The organism is Caulobacter sp. CCNWLW153 (assembly GCF_036889365.1).
GTDB lineage: Bacteria > Pseudomonadota > Alphaproteobacteria > Caulobacterales > Caulobacteraceae > Caulobacter > Caulobacter radicis.
The window spans coordinates 171,053-187,353 of sequence record NZ_JBAKFV010000005.1 but is presented as its reverse complement, the minus strand read 5'-3'; the positions used below and the strand labels follow the sequence as shown (position 1 = coordinate 187,353).

Annotated in this window: 14 protein-coding genes and 2 tRNA genes; 10 read left to right on the top strand and 6 right to left on the bottom strand. The window is 68.3% G+C overall.

Translation table 11 applies throughout. The features are described from left to right. Positions 1 to 58: 58 nt before the first annotated feature. Complete coding sequence (locus V6S85_RS10210) at positions 59 to 1,519, bottom strand: cryptochrome/photolyase family protein (RefSeq protein WP_442885652.1); 1,461 nt, start codon at positions 1,517 to 1,519, stop codon at positions 59 to 61. Between the two features lie 79 nt (positions 1,520 to 1,598). Here V6S85_RS10210 and kdsA point away from each other — a divergent pair, with 79 nt between their 5' ends. From kdsA to V6S85_RS10195, 3 genes are all read left to right on the top strand, one after another. After that, positions 1,599 to 2,465, top strand: coding sequence for a 3-deoxy-8-phosphooctulonate synthase (kdsA, locus tag V6S85_RS10205; protein WP_116564699.1), 867 nt, complete (start codon positions 1,599 to 1,601; stop codon positions 2,463 to 2,465). A 209-nt stretch (positions 2,466 to 2,674) separates the two neighbouring features. After that, a complete protein-coding gene (gene rfaD, locus V6S85_RS10200; protein ID WP_334348861.1) occupies positions 2,675 to 3,676 on the top strand; it encodes an ADP-glyceromanno-heptose 6-epimerase in 1,002 nt (333 codons plus the stop codon). A gap of 103 nt (positions 3,677 to 3,779) precedes the next feature. Next, positions 3,780 to 5,264 (top strand): hydroxymethylglutaryl-CoA synthase family protein, encoded by a 1,485-nt coding sequence (locus V6S85_RS10195; protein ID WP_334348860.1) that lies wholly within the window; start codon positions 3,780 to 3,782, stop codon positions 5,262 to 5,264. Between the two features lie 7 nt (positions 5,265 to 5,271). Here V6S85_RS10195 and V6S85_RS10190 read toward each other — a convergent pair whose 3' ends face one another. After that, positions 5,272 to 5,658: a type II toxin-antitoxin system VapC family toxin gene (locus V6S85_RS10190; protein ID WP_334348859.1), complete on the bottom strand. Its 387-nt coding sequence runs from the start codon at positions 5,656 to 5,658 to the stop codon at positions 5,272 to 5,274. Beyond that, a complete protein-coding gene (locus V6S85_RS10185; RefSeq protein ID WP_116564690.1) occupies positions 5,655 to 5,909 on the bottom strand; it encodes a type II toxin-antitoxin system VapB family antitoxin in 255 nt (84 codons plus the stop codon). The genes V6S85_RS10190 and V6S85_RS10185 overlap by 4 nt, the downstream gene beginning before the upstream one ends. 58 nt (positions 5,910 to 5,967) lie before the next feature. On the opposite strand from V6S85_RS10185, the gene V6S85_RS10180 reads away from it, so the two are divergent. From V6S85_RS10180 to V6S85_RS10155, 6 genes are all read left to right on the top strand, one after another. Beyond that, positions 5,968 to 7,170, top strand: a complete 1,203-nt coding sequence (locus V6S85_RS10180; RefSeq protein ID WP_334348858.1) for an acetyl-CoA acetyltransferase — start codon at positions 5,968 to 5,970, stop codon at positions 7,168 to 7,170. Between the two features lie 32 nt (positions 7,171 to 7,202). Next, entirely contained in the window at positions 7,203 to 8,342 is a 1,140-nt protein-coding gene (locus V6S85_RS10175; protein WP_334348857.1) for a DUF3089 domain-containing protein, read from the top strand. A gap of 326 nt (positions 8,343 to 8,668) precedes the next feature. Further along, a complete protein-coding gene (gene lon / locus V6S85_RS10170; protein WP_116489545.1) occupies positions 8,669 to 11,068 on the top strand; it encodes an endopeptidase La in 2,400 nt (799 codons plus the stop codon). Positions 11,069 to 11,214: 146 nt separating this feature from the next. After that, on the top strand, positions 11,215 to 11,493 hold the full coding sequence (locus tag V6S85_RS10165) for an HU family DNA-binding protein (RefSeq protein WP_058346343.1): 279 nt from the start codon (positions 11,215 to 11,217) through the stop codon (positions 11,491 to 11,493). Positions 11,494 to 11,599: 106 nt separating this feature from the next. Further along, positions 11,600 to 11,674 (top strand) — tRNA-Val (locus V6S85_RS10160). 90 nt (positions 11,675 to 11,764) lie between these two features. Beyond that, entirely contained in the window at positions 11,765 to 12,133 is a 369-nt protein-coding gene (locus V6S85_RS10155; protein WP_334348856.1) for a GFA family protein, read from the top strand. A 91-nt stretch (positions 12,134 to 12,224) separates the two neighbouring features. Here V6S85_RS10155 and V6S85_RS10150 read toward each other — a convergent pair whose 3' ends face one another. Then, positions 12,225 to 13,475 (bottom strand): glycosyltransferase, encoded by a 1,251-nt coding sequence (locus V6S85_RS10150; RefSeq protein ID WP_334348855.1) that lies wholly within the window; start codon positions 13,473 to 13,475, stop codon positions 12,225 to 12,227. A gap of 227 nt (positions 13,476 to 13,702) precedes the next feature. On the opposite strand from V6S85_RS10150, the gene V6S85_RS10145 reads away from it, so the two are divergent. After that, entirely contained in the window at positions 13,703 to 14,911 is a 1,209-nt protein-coding gene (locus tag V6S85_RS10145; RefSeq protein ID WP_431830622.1) for a glycosyltransferase, read from the top strand. A gap of 16 nt (positions 14,912 to 14,927) precedes the next feature. Here the strand turns inward: V6S85_RS10145 and V6S85_RS10140 are convergent, their stop codons facing one another. Both V6S85_RS10140 and V6S85_RS10135 read right to left on the bottom strand, forming a co-directional pair. Further along, the gene (locus V6S85_RS10140; RefSeq protein ID WP_334348854.1) at positions 14,928 to 15,941 is read right to left on the bottom strand and encodes an LLM class flavin-dependent oxidoreductase; all 1,014 of its coding nucleotides are present in this window, start codon (positions 15,939 to 15,941) and stop codon (positions 14,928 to 14,930) included. A 138-nt stretch (positions 15,942 to 16,079) separates the two neighbouring features. Further along, positions 16,080 to 16,156: transfer RNA gene (locus tag V6S85_RS10135), tRNA-Asp, on the bottom strand. Between the last annotated feature and the right edge of the window lie 145 nt (positions 16,157 to 16,301).

The following is a 16,301-nucleotide window of genomic DNA, read 5'->3' as shown; positions in this document are numbered from 1 at the left end:
GTAAGACCCCCGAAAGCCGAACTGTAAATGGGGCTGGTGACCAACGTTCACCAGGGGATCATTCGTCGCCGGAGTCTCCGCGCAGCTGGCGATAGGCCTCAAGCGCCGCGGCCCGGGCGCGGGGATGGTCGACGATCGGCTTGCCGTAAACGGCCCTGGCGCCGGCGCTCAGCCGTTCGGGCGCGGTCCAGGGCTGGTGGATCACGTCGGCCGGCAGGTTGGCCAGCTCCGGGATCCACTGCTTGACGTAAGTTCCCTTGGAATCGAACTTTTCGCCCTGGCCGATCGGGTTGAAGATCCGGAAGTAGGGCGAGGCGTCGGCGCCGCTGCCGGCCACCCACTGCCAGTTGCCGACATTGTTGGCGAGGTCGGCGTCCACGAGCGTGTCCCAGAACCAGGCCTCGCCCTCGCGCCAGTCGACCAGCAGGTGCTTGATCAGGAACGAGGCGGTGATCATCCGCACGCGGTTGTGCATGAAGCCGGTGGCCCACAGTTCGCGCATGCCGGCGTCGACCAGCGGATAGCCGGTGCGGCCTTCGGTCCAGGCCTCGAAGCCGCGCGGGTTCCGCGACCAGGGGAAGGCGTCGAACTCGGGCCGGAAGTTCTTCTTCGGCAACTGCGGCCAGTTGAACAGGATCGCGTGGTTGAACTCGCGCCAGCCCACCTCGGAGAGGAACTTCTCGATCTCGCCATGCGGGGCGTCGCCGGCCTCGGCGGCGTGGCGGGCGGCGGTCCAGACCTGGCGCGGGCCGATCTCGCCGAAGTGCAGGTGGGGCGAGAGGCGCGAGGTGGCCTCCAGCCCCGGGACGTCGCGGCCCTCGCCATAGCCGTCGACGGGGCCCGACAGGAAGTCGTCCAGCCGCGCCAGCGCGCCGGCCTCGCCCGGCGTCCAGATGGAGAAGCCCTTGGACCAGTCAGGAGCCTTCGGATGCAGGGCCCAGCCGTCCAGCGCGTCGCTGTGGGGCCAATGCTCGGGCGCCGCCAGCCTCTTGGGCGCGGCCTCGACCTCTACATGGGTGAGGTGCGCGCGGGCCGCCCGCCAGTAGGGAGTGAAGACCTTGTAGGGCTGCTTGGAGCCGTTCGCGACGGTCCATGGCTCGTTCAGCAGGCCGGCGACGCAGCTTTCGACGACCACGCCGTCGGCCTTCAGCTTAGTCTTGATCTCGGCGTCGCGGGCGATGGCGGCGGGCTCATAGAGGCGGTTCCAGACGACGCCCGCCGCGCCGGAGTGGACGATCACGTCCTTCAGCACGTCCTGGGCCGGGCCGCGCCGCAGGACTAGCTTGGAGCCGATCGCCTTCAGGCTCTGGCCAAGCGCCCGCAGCGACTTGTCGAGCCACCACAGCGAGGCCGCGCCCATCGGCCGCACGCCGGCCGTCTCGTCGAGGATATAGAGCGGGATCACCGGCCGACCTGTATCGGCGGCGGCCTTCAGGGCCGGATTGTCGGCCAGGCGCAGGTCGTTGCGCAGCCACACGATGACGGGTCCGGGGACGCCTGGATCGATCCGCACTTGCACCTTTCCGCCGTTGGGGCCACCTGTGGGCCAAAATCAGCGCCTAAGCCTGTTGGCCTCACCTTTATTCGGAAGTCCCGCCTTGAGTCAGCCCGTCGCCCCCAACGCCGTCGTCGAAGTGAAGACCGAGACCGGCAAGGCCGTCCGCATCGGCAACGCCGAGCGCCTGACCCTCATCGCCGGTCCGTGCCAGATGGAAAGCCGCCAGCACGCGCTGGAAACGGCCCACGCGCTGAAGGAGATCGGCGAGCGCCTGGGCGTCGGCCTGATCTACAAGACCAGCTACGACAAGGCCAACCGCACCTCGGCCACGGCCGCGCGCGGTATCGGCCTCTTCGACAGCCTGCCGATCTTCCAGGAGATCCGTGAGGTCACGGGCCTGCCGACCCTGACCGACGTGCACGAGATCAGCCACTGCGATCCGGTGGCCGAGGCCGTCGACGTGATCCAGATCCCGGCCTTCCTGTGCCGCCAGACCGATCTTCTGCTCGCCGCCGCCAAGACCGGCCGGGCGATCAACATCAAGAAGGGCCAGTTCCTGGCCCCGTGGGACATGAAGAACGTCATCGCCAAGGTCACCGGCGCGGGCAATCCCAACGTCATGGCCTGCGAACGCGGCGCCTCGTTCGGCTACAACACCCTGGTCTCGGACATGCGCAGCCTGCCGATCATGAAGGAGATCGGCTGCCCGGTGGTGTTCGACGCCACCCACAGCGTGCAGCAGCCGGGCGGGCAGGGCACGTCGTCGGGCGGCCAGCGCGAGTTCGTGCCGGTGCTGGCCCGCGCCGCCGTCTCGATCGGCGTGGCCATGGTGTTCATGGAAACCCACCCCGACCCCGATCACGCCCCGTCGGACGGCCCCAACATGGTGCCGCTGAGCCAGTTCGAGGGCCTGGTGGCCGAGCTGCTCGAGTTCGACGCCCTGGCCAAGCGCAAGCTGGCGGCTTGATTTAAGCCCCTCTCCCGGAGGGGAGGGGGAGGGGCCCTGGCGATAGCCTGGGAGGGTGAGGGGTGACGCCGTCGGCCGTCGTGCCGGCACGCCGTCTTCGGTCCCTAACCCCTCATCCTCCCACGCCTGCGGCGCGGGTCCCTCCTTCTCCCTCTGGGAGAAGGTTGTCCTGGACTTGCCCCGCCATTCCCCTGTGCCATAACCCGCCCATGTCCAGACGCATCGTTCTCGTCACCGGCGGCGCCGGGTTCATCGGCTCCAACATCGTCGCCAGGCTCTGCGAGGATCCGGCGCTCGACGTCGTGGTCTGCGACTGGCTGGGCGAGGCGGCGCAGGGCAAGTGGCGCAACATCGCCAAGCATCCGATCGCCGACTTCGTCGCGCCCGAGCAGCTGTTCGGCTGGCTGGCCGAGCGCGGCGCCGAGGTCGAGCTGGTGATCCACATGGGCGCCATCTCGTCGACGACCGAGCCGGACGCCGACCTGATCGTGCAGTCCAACTTCGTGCTGTCGCGCGACATCTGGCGCTGGTGCGCCAGGAACGGCACGCGGCTGATCTACGCCTCGTCGGCCGCCACCTATGGGGACGGCGCGCAGGGCTTCGACGGCAAGGACGACATCGACACCCTGATGGGCCTGCGCCCGCTGAACGCCTATGGCTGGTCCAAGGCGCTGTTCGACGTCTTCGCCGTGCGCGAGGCGGCTCGCGGCCACGCCCCGCCGCAATGGGTGGGGCTGAAGTTCTTCAACGTCTACGGCCCCAACGAGGACCACAAGGGCGGCATGAAGTCGGTGGTCTGCCAGATCTGGCCGAAGATCCAGGCGGGCGAGGGCGTGCGCCTCTTTAAGTCGCATCACCCGGACTACGAGGACGGCGGCCAGTTGCGCGACTTCGTCTATGTGCGCGACGTGGCCGACGTGATCGCCTGGCTTGCCAAGAGCCCGCACGTCAACGGCGTCTATAACCTGGGCTCGGGCAAGGCCCGCTCGTTCAAGGACCTGGCCGAGGCGACGTTCAGCGCTATCGCTCGCGAGCCGGAGATCACCTATTTCGACATGCCCGAAGTGCTGCGGGGCAAGTACCAGTACTTCACGCAGGCCGACATGAGCCGCCTGCGGGCGGCCGGCTACAACGCCCCGATGACCTCGCTTGAGGATGGCGTCGCCGACTATGTGGCCGGGTTTCTCAACACCGACGATCCTTATCGCTGACACGTCGCTTGGTTGACCAAGGGGCACGCTTGCGGACCCCTGCCGCGCGCGTAACCTGAACCCTGATAAGTCGCCGAAACGGGCGTCGGTCAGGGAGTGGAACATGGTCGGCATCGCCGCCTGGGGCGCCTATGCGCCGCGTCTTCGCCTCAGCCGCAAGGCCGTCGTCGCCGCCAACGCCTGGGTCGCGCCCGGCCTGGCGGGCAAGGCCAAGGGCGAGCGCTCGATGGCCAACTGGGACGAGGACGCCCTGACCATGGCCGTCGAGGCCGCCCGTGACGCCCTCGGCGTGGAAGACGAGGGCCGGGCGGCGATCGAGACGGCGATCTTCGCCTCGACGACCGCGCCCTTCGCCGATCGCCAGAACGCCGGGATCCTGGCCGCGGCCCTGACGCTGGAACCTTCGATCGCCTCGGCCGACGTCACCGGCTCGCAGCGCTGCGGCCTCACCGCGCTGGGCCAGGCGCTCGATGCGGCCGCGTCCGGCAAACGCGTCCTGGTGGCCGCCGGCGAGCATCGCCGGGCCCGCGCGGCCTCGCCGCAGGAACTCGATTTCGGCGACGCGGCGGCGGCTTTCGTCGTCTCGCCTGACGGCGGCGCGGCGACGTTCCTGGGGCGGGGGACGGTGACCGACGACTTCGTCGACCACTTCCGCGGCTCGGACGCGGAGTTCGACTATGCCTGGGAGGAGCGCTGGATCCGCGACGAAGGCATCGTCAAGCTGGTCCCGCCGGCGGTGCGCGACGCGCTGGAGGCGGCGGGCGTGACCGCTGCCGAGGTTGACCATTTCTGCTTTCCGTCGGTGTTTCCGGGCATGGGGGCGAGCCTGGCCAAGACGCTTGGCATTCGGCCCGAGGCTGTGCGCGACACGCTGGGCGCGCAGTTGGGGGAGGCCGGCTGCGCCCACGGTCCGCTGCTGCTAGCCCATGCCCTCGATGAGGCCGCGCCGGGTCAAGTGGTGGTGGTCGCGCAGTTCGGCCAAGGCGCCGAGGCGCTGGTCTTCCGCGTCGGCGGCGAGATCGGCTCCGCCCGCCCCGCCCGTGGCGTAACCGGATCGCTCGCCGATCGCCAGGAAGAGACCAACTACCTGAAGTTCCTCGTCTTCAACGACCTCGTCGAATGGGACAGGGGCATGCGGGCCGAGAAGGACAACAAGACGGCCCTGACCACCCTCTATCGCAACCGCGACCAGATCCTGGGCCTGGTCGGCGGCCGCTGCCGCGAGACCGGCGTCGTGCAGTTCCCGCGCACGCGCATTTCGGTGGCGCCCAACAACCCGGCCGTCGACACCCAGGAGCCCTACCGCTTCGCCGAGCGCGCGGCCCAGGTGCTGACCTATTCGGCCGACTACCTGACCTTCTCGATGAGCCCGCCCAACCACTACGGCATGATCGTCTTCGAGGGCGGCGGGCGGATCATGCTCGACATCACCGACGTCGCGCCCGGCGAGGTCGAGACCGGCCTGCCGGTGAAGATGGTCTTCCGGATCAAGGATCGTGACGAGAAGCGCGGCTTCGTGCGCTACTTCTGGAAGGCCGCGCCGGACCGTTCGGCGCTGGCGGCGACCTCGGCCCAGGCGGCGGAGTAGGGCGGTGTCAGAGCGCGCGCTTGACGTCGGTGGCGGCGAAGTCCTCGCCCTTGAACAGCAGGGGCAGGTCGCGCGCCTTGGCCAGGCCGTAGGCGAAACAGTCGCCGAAGTTCAGGCCGTGGCGGCCTTGGCTGAAACGTCGATAGGCACCTTTAGCGGTTGCCAGCAGGTGTTCATCAAACGCGACGACCGTCAGGTTGAGGTCCGCGACCAGAGCCTCGAAATCCTCTGCCGCCTTCGCGCCGAAGCGGCGATGAATGACGATGTAGGCCTCCAGACGCGTCGGCGCGGCGACCAGCGGCTTTTCAGTTCCGACGATCGTCTGGAGAAGGGCTTCGCCCTCGGGTTCTCGCTGGAAGATCGCGATCAGGGCCGAGGTGTCGACGACGATCACTTCGGCAGGCCGTCGGCGTCGTATAGCAGCTCTTCGTCAGAGCCTTCGCGCAGCACGCGGGCGGCGGCGACGCGATCCTGGATCGCCCGGATGCGCGCCAGCCGCGCCTCAAGATCATCCACCTTTTCAGGCGTGCGCTCCAGGCGCTCACGCAGCGCCACGACGACGGCTTCGGTCAGGGTTTCTCCCGTCCGTTCAGTCAGTTGCCGGGCCAGCCGGTCGGCCTCGGCGTTGCGGATATAGAGGCTCATGGCTCCGTATATACACCCGATCAATACGCCCGAGAAGGCGAGCTAGGGAGAGACCCCAATGGCCAGCGGCATCCGCGACAAGGTCGCCATCCTCGGCATGGGCTGTTCGAAGTTCGGCGAGCGGTGGGACGCCGGACCCGACGACCTGATGGTCGAGGCCTATGTGGAGGCCATGACCGATGCGGGCATAGAGGCCAGCCAGCTCGACGCGGCCTGGTTCTCGACCCACATCGACGAGATCGGCACGGGCAAGGGCGGCACGCCGCTGTCGATCGCTCTGCGGCTGCCCAACATCGCCGTCACCCGGGTGGAGAACTTCTGCGCCTCGGGTTCGGAGGCCTTCCGTGGGGCGGTCTACGCCGTCGCCGCCGGCGCGGCCGACATCGCGCTGGCCGTCGGCGTCGAGAAGCTGAAGGACACCGGCTATGGCGGTCTGCCGTTCGGTGCGCCGGGCACGCTGACGCCGCAGGTCATGCCCAACGGCTCGGCTCCCGGCAACTTCGCCCAGCTGGCCAGCGCCTACCGGGCCAAGCACGGGGTCTCCAAGGAGGACCTCAAGCGGGCCATCGCCCACGTCTCGGTCAAGAGCCACGCCAACGGCGCCAAGAACCCCAAGGCCCACCTGCGCAAGCCCATCACCGAGGAACAGGCGCTGAAGGCGCCGATCATCGCCGAGCCGCTGGGCCTGTTCGACTGCTGCGGCGTCTCGGACGGCGCGGCGGCGGCCATCGTCACCACGCCCGAGATCGCCCGGGCGCTGGGCAAGCATGACCTGGTCACGGTCAAGGCCCTGCAACTGTCGGTCTCCAACGGCTACGAGAGCCAGTACAATGGCTGGGACGGCAGCCACTTCCACACCGCCCGCATCGCCGCAGGCAAGGCCTACAAGGAAGCCGGCATCGAACGCCCGCGCGAGCAGATCTCGATGATGGAGGTGCACGACTGCTTCTCGGTGACTGAACTGGTCACGATGGAGGACCTGTTCATCTCGGCCGAGGGGCGCGGCTGGCGCGACGTGCTCGACGGCTTCTACGACGCCGACGGCGCCGTGCCGTGCCAGATCGACGGGGGCCTCAAGTGCTTCGGCCATCCGATCGGCGCCTCGGGCCTGCGGATGCTCTACGAGATGTACCTGCAGCTGCAGGGCAGGGCGGGCGAGCGGCAGCTGCGCGACCCGGTCCTGGGCATGACCCACAATCTCGGCGGCGCGCCGGCCAGCAATGTCTGCTCGGTGGCCATCATCGGGCGGGAAGGGGCGTAGTGCGACGCCTCGACCTGGTGTAGTCGAGAGGCATGTCGGGACGCTTCAAGGGCTTCAAGCGCTGGATCTTCGCGGGATGCGTCCTCGTGCTGGGGATCGTCCTGACGGCGGCGTTCTACTGGCGCTACGACATCCTGCGCACGACGCTGGACCCGAAGGTGCCGTTCCAGACCTACGACCCGCCGCCGGCGCCCAACTACGCCGATCCGGCGGCCTGGGCGCTGTTGCCAAGGGGCGCGACCGGCATGGACCGCGCCGCCGACGTGTTCTTCGTCCATCCCACCACCTTCGACGGCGGGCGGGACTGGAACGCGCCCTATGACCAGCCCAAGGCCGATCGCTATCTCAATCGCGTGGTGCTGCCCAACTACGCCGCGCCGTTCTCGCGGGTGGGGCGGATCTTCGCCCCCCACTATCGCCAGGCCAGCCTCTACACGTTCCTGACCCTGCGCGACGACGCCCGCGAGGCCCGCCGGTTCGCGTATGGCGATGTGCGGGACGCCTTCCGGGCTTGGCGCGACCGCTATGACAAGGGACGGCCTCTGGTGCTGGTCGGGGTGGAGCAGGGCGGAAGCCTGCTGGCGCGCCTGGCGGCCGAGGAGATCGCGCCCGACCCCGCGCTCAAGGCCCGCCTGGCCGGCGTCTACCTGATCGAGACCGCCGTGCCGGCCGACGAGTACGGTCCGGTCGCGGCCGTCCCCGCCTGCGCGCGCCGCGACCAGGCCGGCTGCGTCGTGGCCTGGGCCTCGCTGACCGACGGCGACTTCCAGAAGGCCCAGGAGTGGCTGGGCCGCTCGCTGACCTGGAGGGGCGGTGACCAGCTGGAGAACCTCAATGGCCGCAAGCCGCTGTGCGTCAACCCGCTGCTGGGCGCCCAGACCGACGAGCGGGCCCCGGCCCGGCTCAATCTCGGTTCGGTCAACGCCACGGGCCTGGAGTGGGGCGCGCGCCCGGCCTTCCTCAAGCGCCAGGTCTGGGCCCAATGCGAGAACGGCCTGCTGCACACCGGCCGTCCCAAGTCGGCTTCGCTGCGCGACACCGGCTCCTGGACCGACCGCCGCAAGGTCGACGGCTTCAATCTGTTCTGGGCCGATATCGAGGCCGACGCCGCCGCGCGGGTGGCGGCGCTGGACAAGCGCGAGCCTCCGGTGATCAGGGCGCCGTCGCCCTAGCTCCCTGGCGTCGAGGAGCGGGGGACGCCGGAGGTCGCGCCGCGGTGCAACAGCGCATGATTTTACCGCGAGGCCCGCGGCCAAGCCGCCGATCTTGCCTTCAGCACGCGTCGCCCAGCTTGTTTTCCTGCAGCTTTGCCACCACGGCGCGACTTGTCGCCGCTGGAAGGCGAGCGCGCTTGAACCGCGTCGCAAAAGGTCCACATAAATAACGACCATCCGTCCAGTCCCGGGCGGACGGACTGTACGACTCAGGCGCATCGTCTGAAGTGACGGCAGTCCGCATGGCGAGGCGCGAGGTTCACGCGCCGGCCGGGAGTGAAAATATGTCTGAGATCCGTACGCTTCCTGTGTTGCCCCTGCGGGATATCGTTGTGTTCCCGCACATGGTGGTTCCGCTGTTCGTGGGCCGCGACAAGTCCGTGCGCGCCCTCGAGGAAGTGATGCGCGGGGACAAGCAGATCCTGCTGGTCACCCAGAAGAACAGCGCGGACGACGATCCGGCGCCGGCCGACATCTATGATGTCGGCGTGCTGGCCACCGTGCTTCAGCTGCTGAAACTGCCCGACGGCACCGTCAAGGTGCTGGTCGAAGGCAAGGGCCGCGCCGCGGTCGTGCGCTTCACCGACCAGGAGGCCTATTACGAGGCCCAGGTCGGCGAGGTCAGCGAGGACCAGGGCGCCGGCCCCGAGGCCGAGGCGCTGTCGCGCGCGGTCGTCGAGCAGTTCGAGAACTACGTCAAACTCAACAAGAAGGTGCCGCCCGAAGCCCTGGCCGCGATCCCGCAGATCGCCGAGCCGGGCAAGCTGGCCGACAGCATCGCCGCCCACCTGTCGGTGAAGATCGGCGACAAGCAGCACCTGCTGGAAATCTTCGACGTCACCAAGCGCCTGGAGAAGGTCTTCGCCCTGATGGAAGGCGAGATCTCGGTGCTGCAGGTCGAGAAGAAGATCCGCTCGCGCGTGAAGCGCCAGATGGAGAAGACCCAGCGCGAGTACTATCTGAACGAGCAGATGAAGGCGATCCAGCGCGAGCTGGGCGACCCCGACGACTCGCGCGACGAACTGATCGAGCTCGAGAAGCGCATCAAGAAGACCAAGCTTTCGAAGGAAGCCCGGGCCAAGGCCGAGGGCGAACTGAAGAAGCTGCGCAACATGAGCCCGATGTCGGCCGAGAGCACGGTCGTCCGCAACTATCTGGACTGGCTGCTGTCGATCCCGTGGGGCAAGGCCAAGGGCAAGAAGATCGATCTCGCCGAGAGCGAGGACATCCTCGACGCCGACCACTACGGCCTGGACAAGGTCAAGGAGCGGATCCTGGAGTACCTGGCCGTGCAGGCCCGGACCAATTCGCTGAAAGGCCCGATCCTCTGCCTCGTCGGCCCTCCGGGCGTGGGCAAGACCTCGCTGGGCAAGTCGATCGCCAAGGCGACCGGCCGCGAGTTCGTGCGCATGAGCCTCGGCGGCGTGCGTGACGAGGCCGAGATCCGCGGTCACCGCCGCACCTACATCGGCTCGATGCCCGGCAAGGTCATCCAGTCGATGAAGAAGGCCAAGACCACCAACGCCTTCGTCCTGCTGGACGAGATCGACAAGATGGGCAGCGACTACCGCGGCGATCCCGCCTCGGCCCTGCTCGAAGTGCTCGATCCGTCGCAGAACTCGACCTTTGGCGACCACTACCTGGAGGTCGACTACGACCTGTCGCAGGTGATGTTCGTCACCACGGCCAACAGCCTGAACATGCCCCAGCCGCTGCTGGACCGCATGGAGATCATCCGCATCCCTGGCTACACCGAGGACGAGAAGCTGGAGATCGCCAAGCGCCACGTCCTGCCGAAGCTGGCCAAGGATCACGGCCTGAAGGACAGCGAGTTCATCGTTCCGGACGCGGCCATCCGCGACCTGATCCGCTACTACACCCGCGAAGCCGGCGTGCGGTCGCTGGAGCGGGAACTGGGCAACCTGGCCCGCAAGACGGTGCGTGACCTGGCTCGCGAGAAGCTGACCAGCATCACCATCGACGACGCGCGCCTGGCCAAGTACGCCGGCGTCAAGAAGTACCGCTATGGCGAGACCGACGAAGTCGACCAGGTCGGCATCGTCACCGGCCTGGCGTGGACGGAGTTCGGCGGCGACATCCTGACCATCGAAGCCGTGAAGATGCCGGGCAAGGGCCGCATGACGGTCACCGGCAACCTCAAGGAGGTGATGAAGGAGTCGATCTCGGCGGCCAACAGCTACGTCCGCTCGCGGGCGACCTCGTTCGGCATCAAGCCGCCGATCTTCGAGAAGACCGACGTCCACGTGCACGTTCCGGACGGCGCCACGCCCAAGGACGGTCCGTCGGCGGGTATCGCCATGGCCCTGGCCATGGTGTCGGTGCTCACGGGGATCCCGATCCGCAAGGACATCGCCATGACCGGCGAGATCACCCTGCGCGGCCGGGTCACCGCCATCGGCGGTCTGAAGGAAAAGCTGCTGGCGGCCCTGCGCTCGGGCGTGAAGACCGTGCTGATCCCGCAGGAAAACGAGAAGGATCTCGTCGACGTGCCGGAAAGCGTGAAGTCGGGTCTCGAGATCATTCCGGTCTCGACGGTCGACGAAGTGCTCAAGCACGCCCTGGTCGGTCCGCTGACTCCGGTCGAGTGGAGCGAATCGGAAGAGCCCCTTTCGAGCCCCGCCAAGGCCGACGACGCCGGGGACGACGCAGTTCTTACGCACTGACAGTAACTTATTGTTGATAAGTAGGGCGGCGCGGGATCTTTCCGCGCCGCCTTCGTTTGACGGGGCTTGCGAAGCCCGCATACTTCCACGCGAGCGAAGCGGCGTAAGCTGTTGCAGCGCCGCCGCTTATTGGCTGGGAGACAAAAATGACCACGAAAGCCGAACTCGTCACGGCGATCGCCGAAAAGGCGGGCATCAACAAGAACCAGGCGAAGGACGCTCTGGAAGCTTTCATCGACACCGTCACCACTTCGCTGAAGTCGGGCTCGGACGTGCGTCTGGTGGGCTTCGGCACCTTCAAGGCCGTGACCCGCGCCGCCGGCACCGCGCGCAACCCGCGCACCGGTGAGACCGTCGAGCGTCCGGCCTCGAAGACCGCCCGCTTCCAGGTCGGCGAAGGCCTGAAGACGACCCTGAACGGCTGATCCCGTTTCGGATTCTAAGGGGCGGGGCGTTGGATGACGGCCCGCCCTTTTCTATGCGCGCTTCCCATGCCGCCCGACTGCGGCTAGAAGGCGCGACCCTGCGAACGGGCGGTTAGCTCAGCGGTAGAGCGTCTCGTTTACACCGAGAGGGTCGGGGGTTCGATCCCCTCACCGCCCACCAGGGACCTCCAAGGTTGGGGGTTGCTGACACCATGCTGTCAGCGGACCTTCGGCAGTCTCCCCGGCGTTGGACGCCAAAAGGGAGATCGTCATGTCCGTCAAGGGAAGCTGCCACTGCGGCGCCATTCAGTTCGAGGTCGAGACCGCGCCGACCGAACTGACCGACTGCAACTGCTCGTTCTGTTCCAGGCGCGGCAATCTCGTTGCCTACTACCAGCCGTCCAGCTTCAAGCTGCTGACCGCGCGCGACCGGGTGTCGACCTACCAGTGGGGCGACTACATGGGCACGCACCATCATTGTTCGATCTGCGGATGCGGCGCTTTCAGCCAGTTTCCCGATTTCAGCAGCGGCGAGGCCGACTACGACCGTCCACGCGTCGCCATCAATGTGCGGCTGCTGGAGAATTTCGACCTGGCGCCGCTGCCGGTGGTGCATCTCAACGGGCGGGATGATTGGTGAGGGGGCGAAGAACGTGCCGCCGCTTTGCGTCGTCATCTCGGCTCTCCGCTTCGCTGCGGCCGGGATGACGAGCGAAGGGGCTACACCTTCTCTAGACCAGCGCCTCCAGGGCCTGCGCCGCATGGCGGCCCTCGGCGTCGGAGGCGATCTTCCCGCCCAGCGCCCTAGCCGCCTCGGCATAGGCCGGATCGTCCAGCAGCCGCGTCAGCGCCTCGCCGATCTTCTCGGGCGAGGCGTCCGGCGACAGGGTGATCGCCGCGCCGCGGTGGGCGGCGCGCATGGCGTTGTCGTTCTGGTCGCGGCCCATGGGCAGGCACAGCAGCGGAACCCCGGCCATCAACGGGCGCAGGGTCGAGCCGTGGCCGGCGTGGGTGACGAAGGCGGCGGCCTGGTTCAGCACGGCGCCGTGCGGCGCGCTGCGGACGATCTTCACGTGGGACGGAGCGGCGAACTCCGCCGGGTCCAGCGTCGGTCCGGTCGTCACCAGGGCGCGGACGGGCAGGGCGGAAAGGGCGGCGATCACGTTGCGCAGCGTCTTTTCCTGCGCCTGATAGAGGCTGGAGAACGACACCACGACCAGCGGCGCGTCGCCCTCGGGAAGCAGGGCGGGCTCCACCCAGGCCGGATCGGCGAGGTAGGGGCCGACATGGACGAAAGGGGCGGGCAGGGGATCGGACGCGAAGTCGAAGGCCGGGCTGGTGGCCAGCAGGATCGCGTCGGCCGCGTCGAACTGCGCGAAAAGATCGTCCAGGGGCGCAAGGCCGTGCTCGGCGCGGGCCGCGTTCAGCGCCGGCAGCCCCGACTGGAAGAGGCCGCGCGCCATCTGGGCGACCATGGCGTGCATGGCCTTCTCCTGGTCGTCGGCCGCCGGGGCCATGCCGGCCCCGAATGGTGGCGCGCCTGCCAGGTTGGGCAGCGACCAGATGTTGGCCGACAGCAGGGCGAGTTTCGTCCCGCGCGCCTGGGCCGCGACCGTTACGCCCAGCAGCAGCTCCTGGGTGACCACCACGTCGGCGGGGAAAGCGTCCAGCGCTTCGAGCACGTCGTGGGCGTAGGCGCCGGCCGGGCCGGTCATGACCCGCTCGAGCAGCCGCTCGATCACGGCCATCGGATTGTCGGCCTCGAAGTCGCGCAGGCGGTCGTCGTCGCGGGTCTTGCCGGCCTGGAACGGCGCGGTCGTCCATGGGCGGAAGGGAACGCCCAGCGCCTGGGCGTCGGCGACGTTGGCAATATCGCTGATCGCCAGCACCTGGTGGCCGCGCGCGATCAGGTCGGCGGCGACCATCAGCAGCGGCTGCACATGGCCGCCGCCTTCCCAGGTGGTGAACAGAAAACGCGCCATGTCGGATACCCCCATTTGGCTCCTCCTACGACGCGCGGCGCATTCAATCCAGGCGAACCGAAATATGGTTTTTGCGCCGATGCGCGACGCGACGTAGGGTGGCGTTGCGCGGCTGGACAACGGTCCAGCTTCGGAGGAACCTCCCGGCGCTCGAGCACCTTATCGCTTGGCGGCCGCGCAAGACGGCTCCCTCTGCAGTCGCGAGGTACGGCGTGATCGATCTTCTGCTGACTCCCCCGCCGAGCCCCGAGGCCGGCGCGCCGCAGGACCAGATTCGATCAAGCCCGGGGCGGCCCGCCCGTCTCATCGATACGACGATGCTCTATGCCCCGCGCAGCGGCGGCGTGCGCCGCTATCTCAACGCCAAGCGCGCCTGGCTGGCGCAGAACCGGTCCGGCGTGCGTCACACCCTGGTGGTGCCGGGGCCGCGCGACGCTCACGACGGTCACGGCCGGGTGTCGATCTACGCCGCGCCGCTGCCGTTCGGCGACGGCTATCGCTGGCCGATCGGCAAGACCAGCTGGATGGAGCGCCTGATCCGCCAGCGGCCGGACATCATCGAGGCCGGCGATCCCTATACGCCGGGCCTGGCCGCGCTGAAGGCCGGCGCCGCCCTGGGCGTGCCGGTCGTCGGCTTCTGCCACACCGATCTCGGCGCCCTGGCGGCGCTGCACATCGGCGAATGGGCCGAAAAGCCGGTCCAGAAGCGCTGGGCGGCGATCTATCGCCAGTTCGACCAGGCCGTGGCGCCCAGCCACTTCATCGCCGGACGGCTTATTGAAGCAGGGGTCCGCGACGCCATCGGCCTGCCGCTGGGCGTCGACGTCGACACCTTCCATCCCGCGCGCGGCGATCGCGTCGCGTTGCGGCGGCGGCTGGGCCTGACCGATCGCCACCGAATCCTCGTCTTCGCCGGCCGTCCGGCGCGGGAAAAGAAGCTCGACGTGCTGGTCGACGCGGTCGAGCGGCTGGGCGAGCCCTATGTGCTGCTGCTGATAGGGGCCGGCGCGGGGGCGCGGGCCAGCGATCGGGTGATCTCGATGGATTATCAGCGCGACCCGGAGGCGCTCGCCGCGATCCTGGCCGGCTGCGACGCCTTCGTGCACGCCAACGACAACGAGCCGTTCGGCCTGATCGTGCTGGAAGCCATGGCCTGCGGCCTGCCGGTGGTGGGTGTCGCGGCCGGCGGGGTCGCTGAAAGCGTCGACGAGCAGGTGGGCGTGCTGGCCCAGGCGTCGGAAGGCGGGGTGTTCGCCGAGGCGGTCGAGGCGCTGTTCGCTCGCGACATGGTCGCCCTCGGGCATGCAGCACGCCTGCGGGCCGAGACCCGCCACGGCTGGACGCCGGTGTTCGAGCGTCTGACCGAAATCTACGGCCGCCTCAGCGGCTCGCGGGCCTTTCTTGGCGAAGCGGCCGCGGCGGCCGCCTCGCACTAGATAGAAAGAGAGGGCCTCAGGCGGCCTGGCGCAGATCGTCGCGCAGGCTCGCCAGGATCTCGTAGCTGCGCAGCCGCGCGGCGTGGTCGTGAATCTGCGAGGCGGCCATCACCTCGTCGGCGCCGGTGGCCTCGATCACCGCCCGCAGCTTGTCGGCCACGGTCCGGGGCGAACCGATCGCCGAATAGCGGAAGGTGTTGTTCACGCCGGCCAGTTCGGCGGGCGAGGCGAGAGCCGTGATGTCGTCGACCGGCGGCGGCAGCAGGCCCGGGTTGCCGCGACGCAGGGCCAGGAACTGCTGCTGGGTCGAGGTGTGCAGGCGCTGGGCCTCCTCGTCGGTGTCAGCCGCGCAGACCCCGATGCAGATCATGAAGTAGGGCTTGTCGAGCTGGGCCGACGGGCGGAAGCCGCGCCGATAGACCTCGACGGCCTGCATCAGCTGTTCGGGCGCGAAGTGGGCGGCGAAGGCGTAGGGCAGGCCCAGCGCCGCGGCCAGTTGCGCGCCATAGGTGCTGGAGCCCAGCAGCCACAGCGGCACGTCCTGGCCCTCGCCGGGAATCGCGCGGACGGCCTGGTCTTCCGTGGCCGGCTTGAACCAGTGCTGCAGCTCGACGACGTCCTCGGCGAAGCGGTCGACCGAGCCGGCATAGCGGCGCAGGGCGCGGATCGTGGCCTGGTCGGTGCCTGGCGCGCGGCCCAGGCCAAGGTCGATTCTGCCCGGATGCAGCGCCGCGAGCGTGCCGAAAGCCTCGGCGATCATCAGGGGCGCGTGGTTGGGAAGCATGATGCCGCCCGATCCGACTCGAATTTTCTGGGTTCCGGCGGCGACGTGACCAATGACCACGGTTGTGGCGGCGCTCGCGATACCGGGCATGTTGTGGTGCTCGGCCAGCCAATATCTGTGGAAACCTAGCGACTCGGCATGTCGCGCGAGGTCCAAAGTATTGGCGAGCGCTTTACTGACCGTTGTTCCTTGAGGAACCGGCGACAGATCGAGGACGGAAAAAGGGATATCGGCGGACTGGGTCATGTCCGCTACATGGGATGCGACCGGTCGGTAACAACCGTCCGGCGACACAATTTGTCGCAGTCGTTCCAGCGGACGCGCGCGTAAACGGCAGCGCGAGGCGCTTAAACGAGCAACTTGAAAAAGTGGGGAAGGGGAAAGTGGCGCGAATGACGGGGCTCGAACCCGCGACCTCCGGCGTGACAGGCCGGCGCTCTAACCAACTGAGCTACATCCGCGTCGCGTAAAGGCCTAAACCCCTACGAAGCGCTCGCTTTTACCTCGGATCGCTACCTTCGAGAAGAAGGTGGCGCGAATGACGGGGCTCGAACCCGCGACCTCCGGCGTGACAGGCCGGCGCTCTAACCAACTGAGCTACATCCG

Excerpts from the sequence above, each read along its gene's own strand:
- rfaD (WP_334348861.1), top strand. The coding sequence starts at position 2,675 with ATGTCCAGACGCATCGTTCTCGTCACCGGCGGCGCCGGGTTCATCGGC.
- V6S85_RS10195 (WP_334348860.1), top strand. The coding sequence starts at position 3,780 with ATGGTCGGCATCGCCGCCTGGGGCGCCTATGCGCCGCGTCTTCGCCTC.
- V6S85_RS10185 (WP_116564690.1), bottom strand. The coding sequence starts at position 5,909 with ATGAGCCTCTATATCCGCAACGCCGAGGCCGACCGGCTGGCCCGGCAA.
- V6S85_RS10180 (WP_334348858.1), top strand. The coding sequence starts at position 5,968 with ATGGCCAGCGGCATCCGCGACAAGGTCGCCATCCTCGGCATGGGCTGT.
- V6S85_RS10175 (WP_334348857.1), top strand. The coding sequence starts at position 7,203 with ATGTCGGGACGCTTCAAGGGCTTCAAGCGCTGGATCTTCGCGGGATGC.
- lon (WP_116489545.1), top strand. The coding sequence starts at position 8,669 with ATGTCTGAGATCCGTACGCTTCCTGTGTTGCCCCTGCGGGATATCGTT.
- V6S85_RS10165 (WP_058346343.1), top strand. The coding sequence starts at position 11,215 with ATGACCACGAAAGCCGAACTCGTCACGGCGATCGCCGAAAAGGCGGGC.
- V6S85_RS10155 (WP_334348856.1), top strand. The coding sequence starts at position 11,765 with ATGTCCGTCAAGGGAAGCTGCCACTGCGGCGCCATTCAGTTCGAGGTC.
- V6S85_RS10150 (WP_334348855.1), bottom strand. The coding sequence starts at position 13,475 with ATGGCGCGTTTTCTGTTCACCACCTGGGAAGGCGGCGGCCATGTGCAG.
- V6S85_RS10140 (WP_334348854.1), bottom strand. The coding sequence starts at position 15,941 with ATGACCCAGTCCGCCGATATCCCTTTTTCCGTCCTCGATCTGTCGCCG.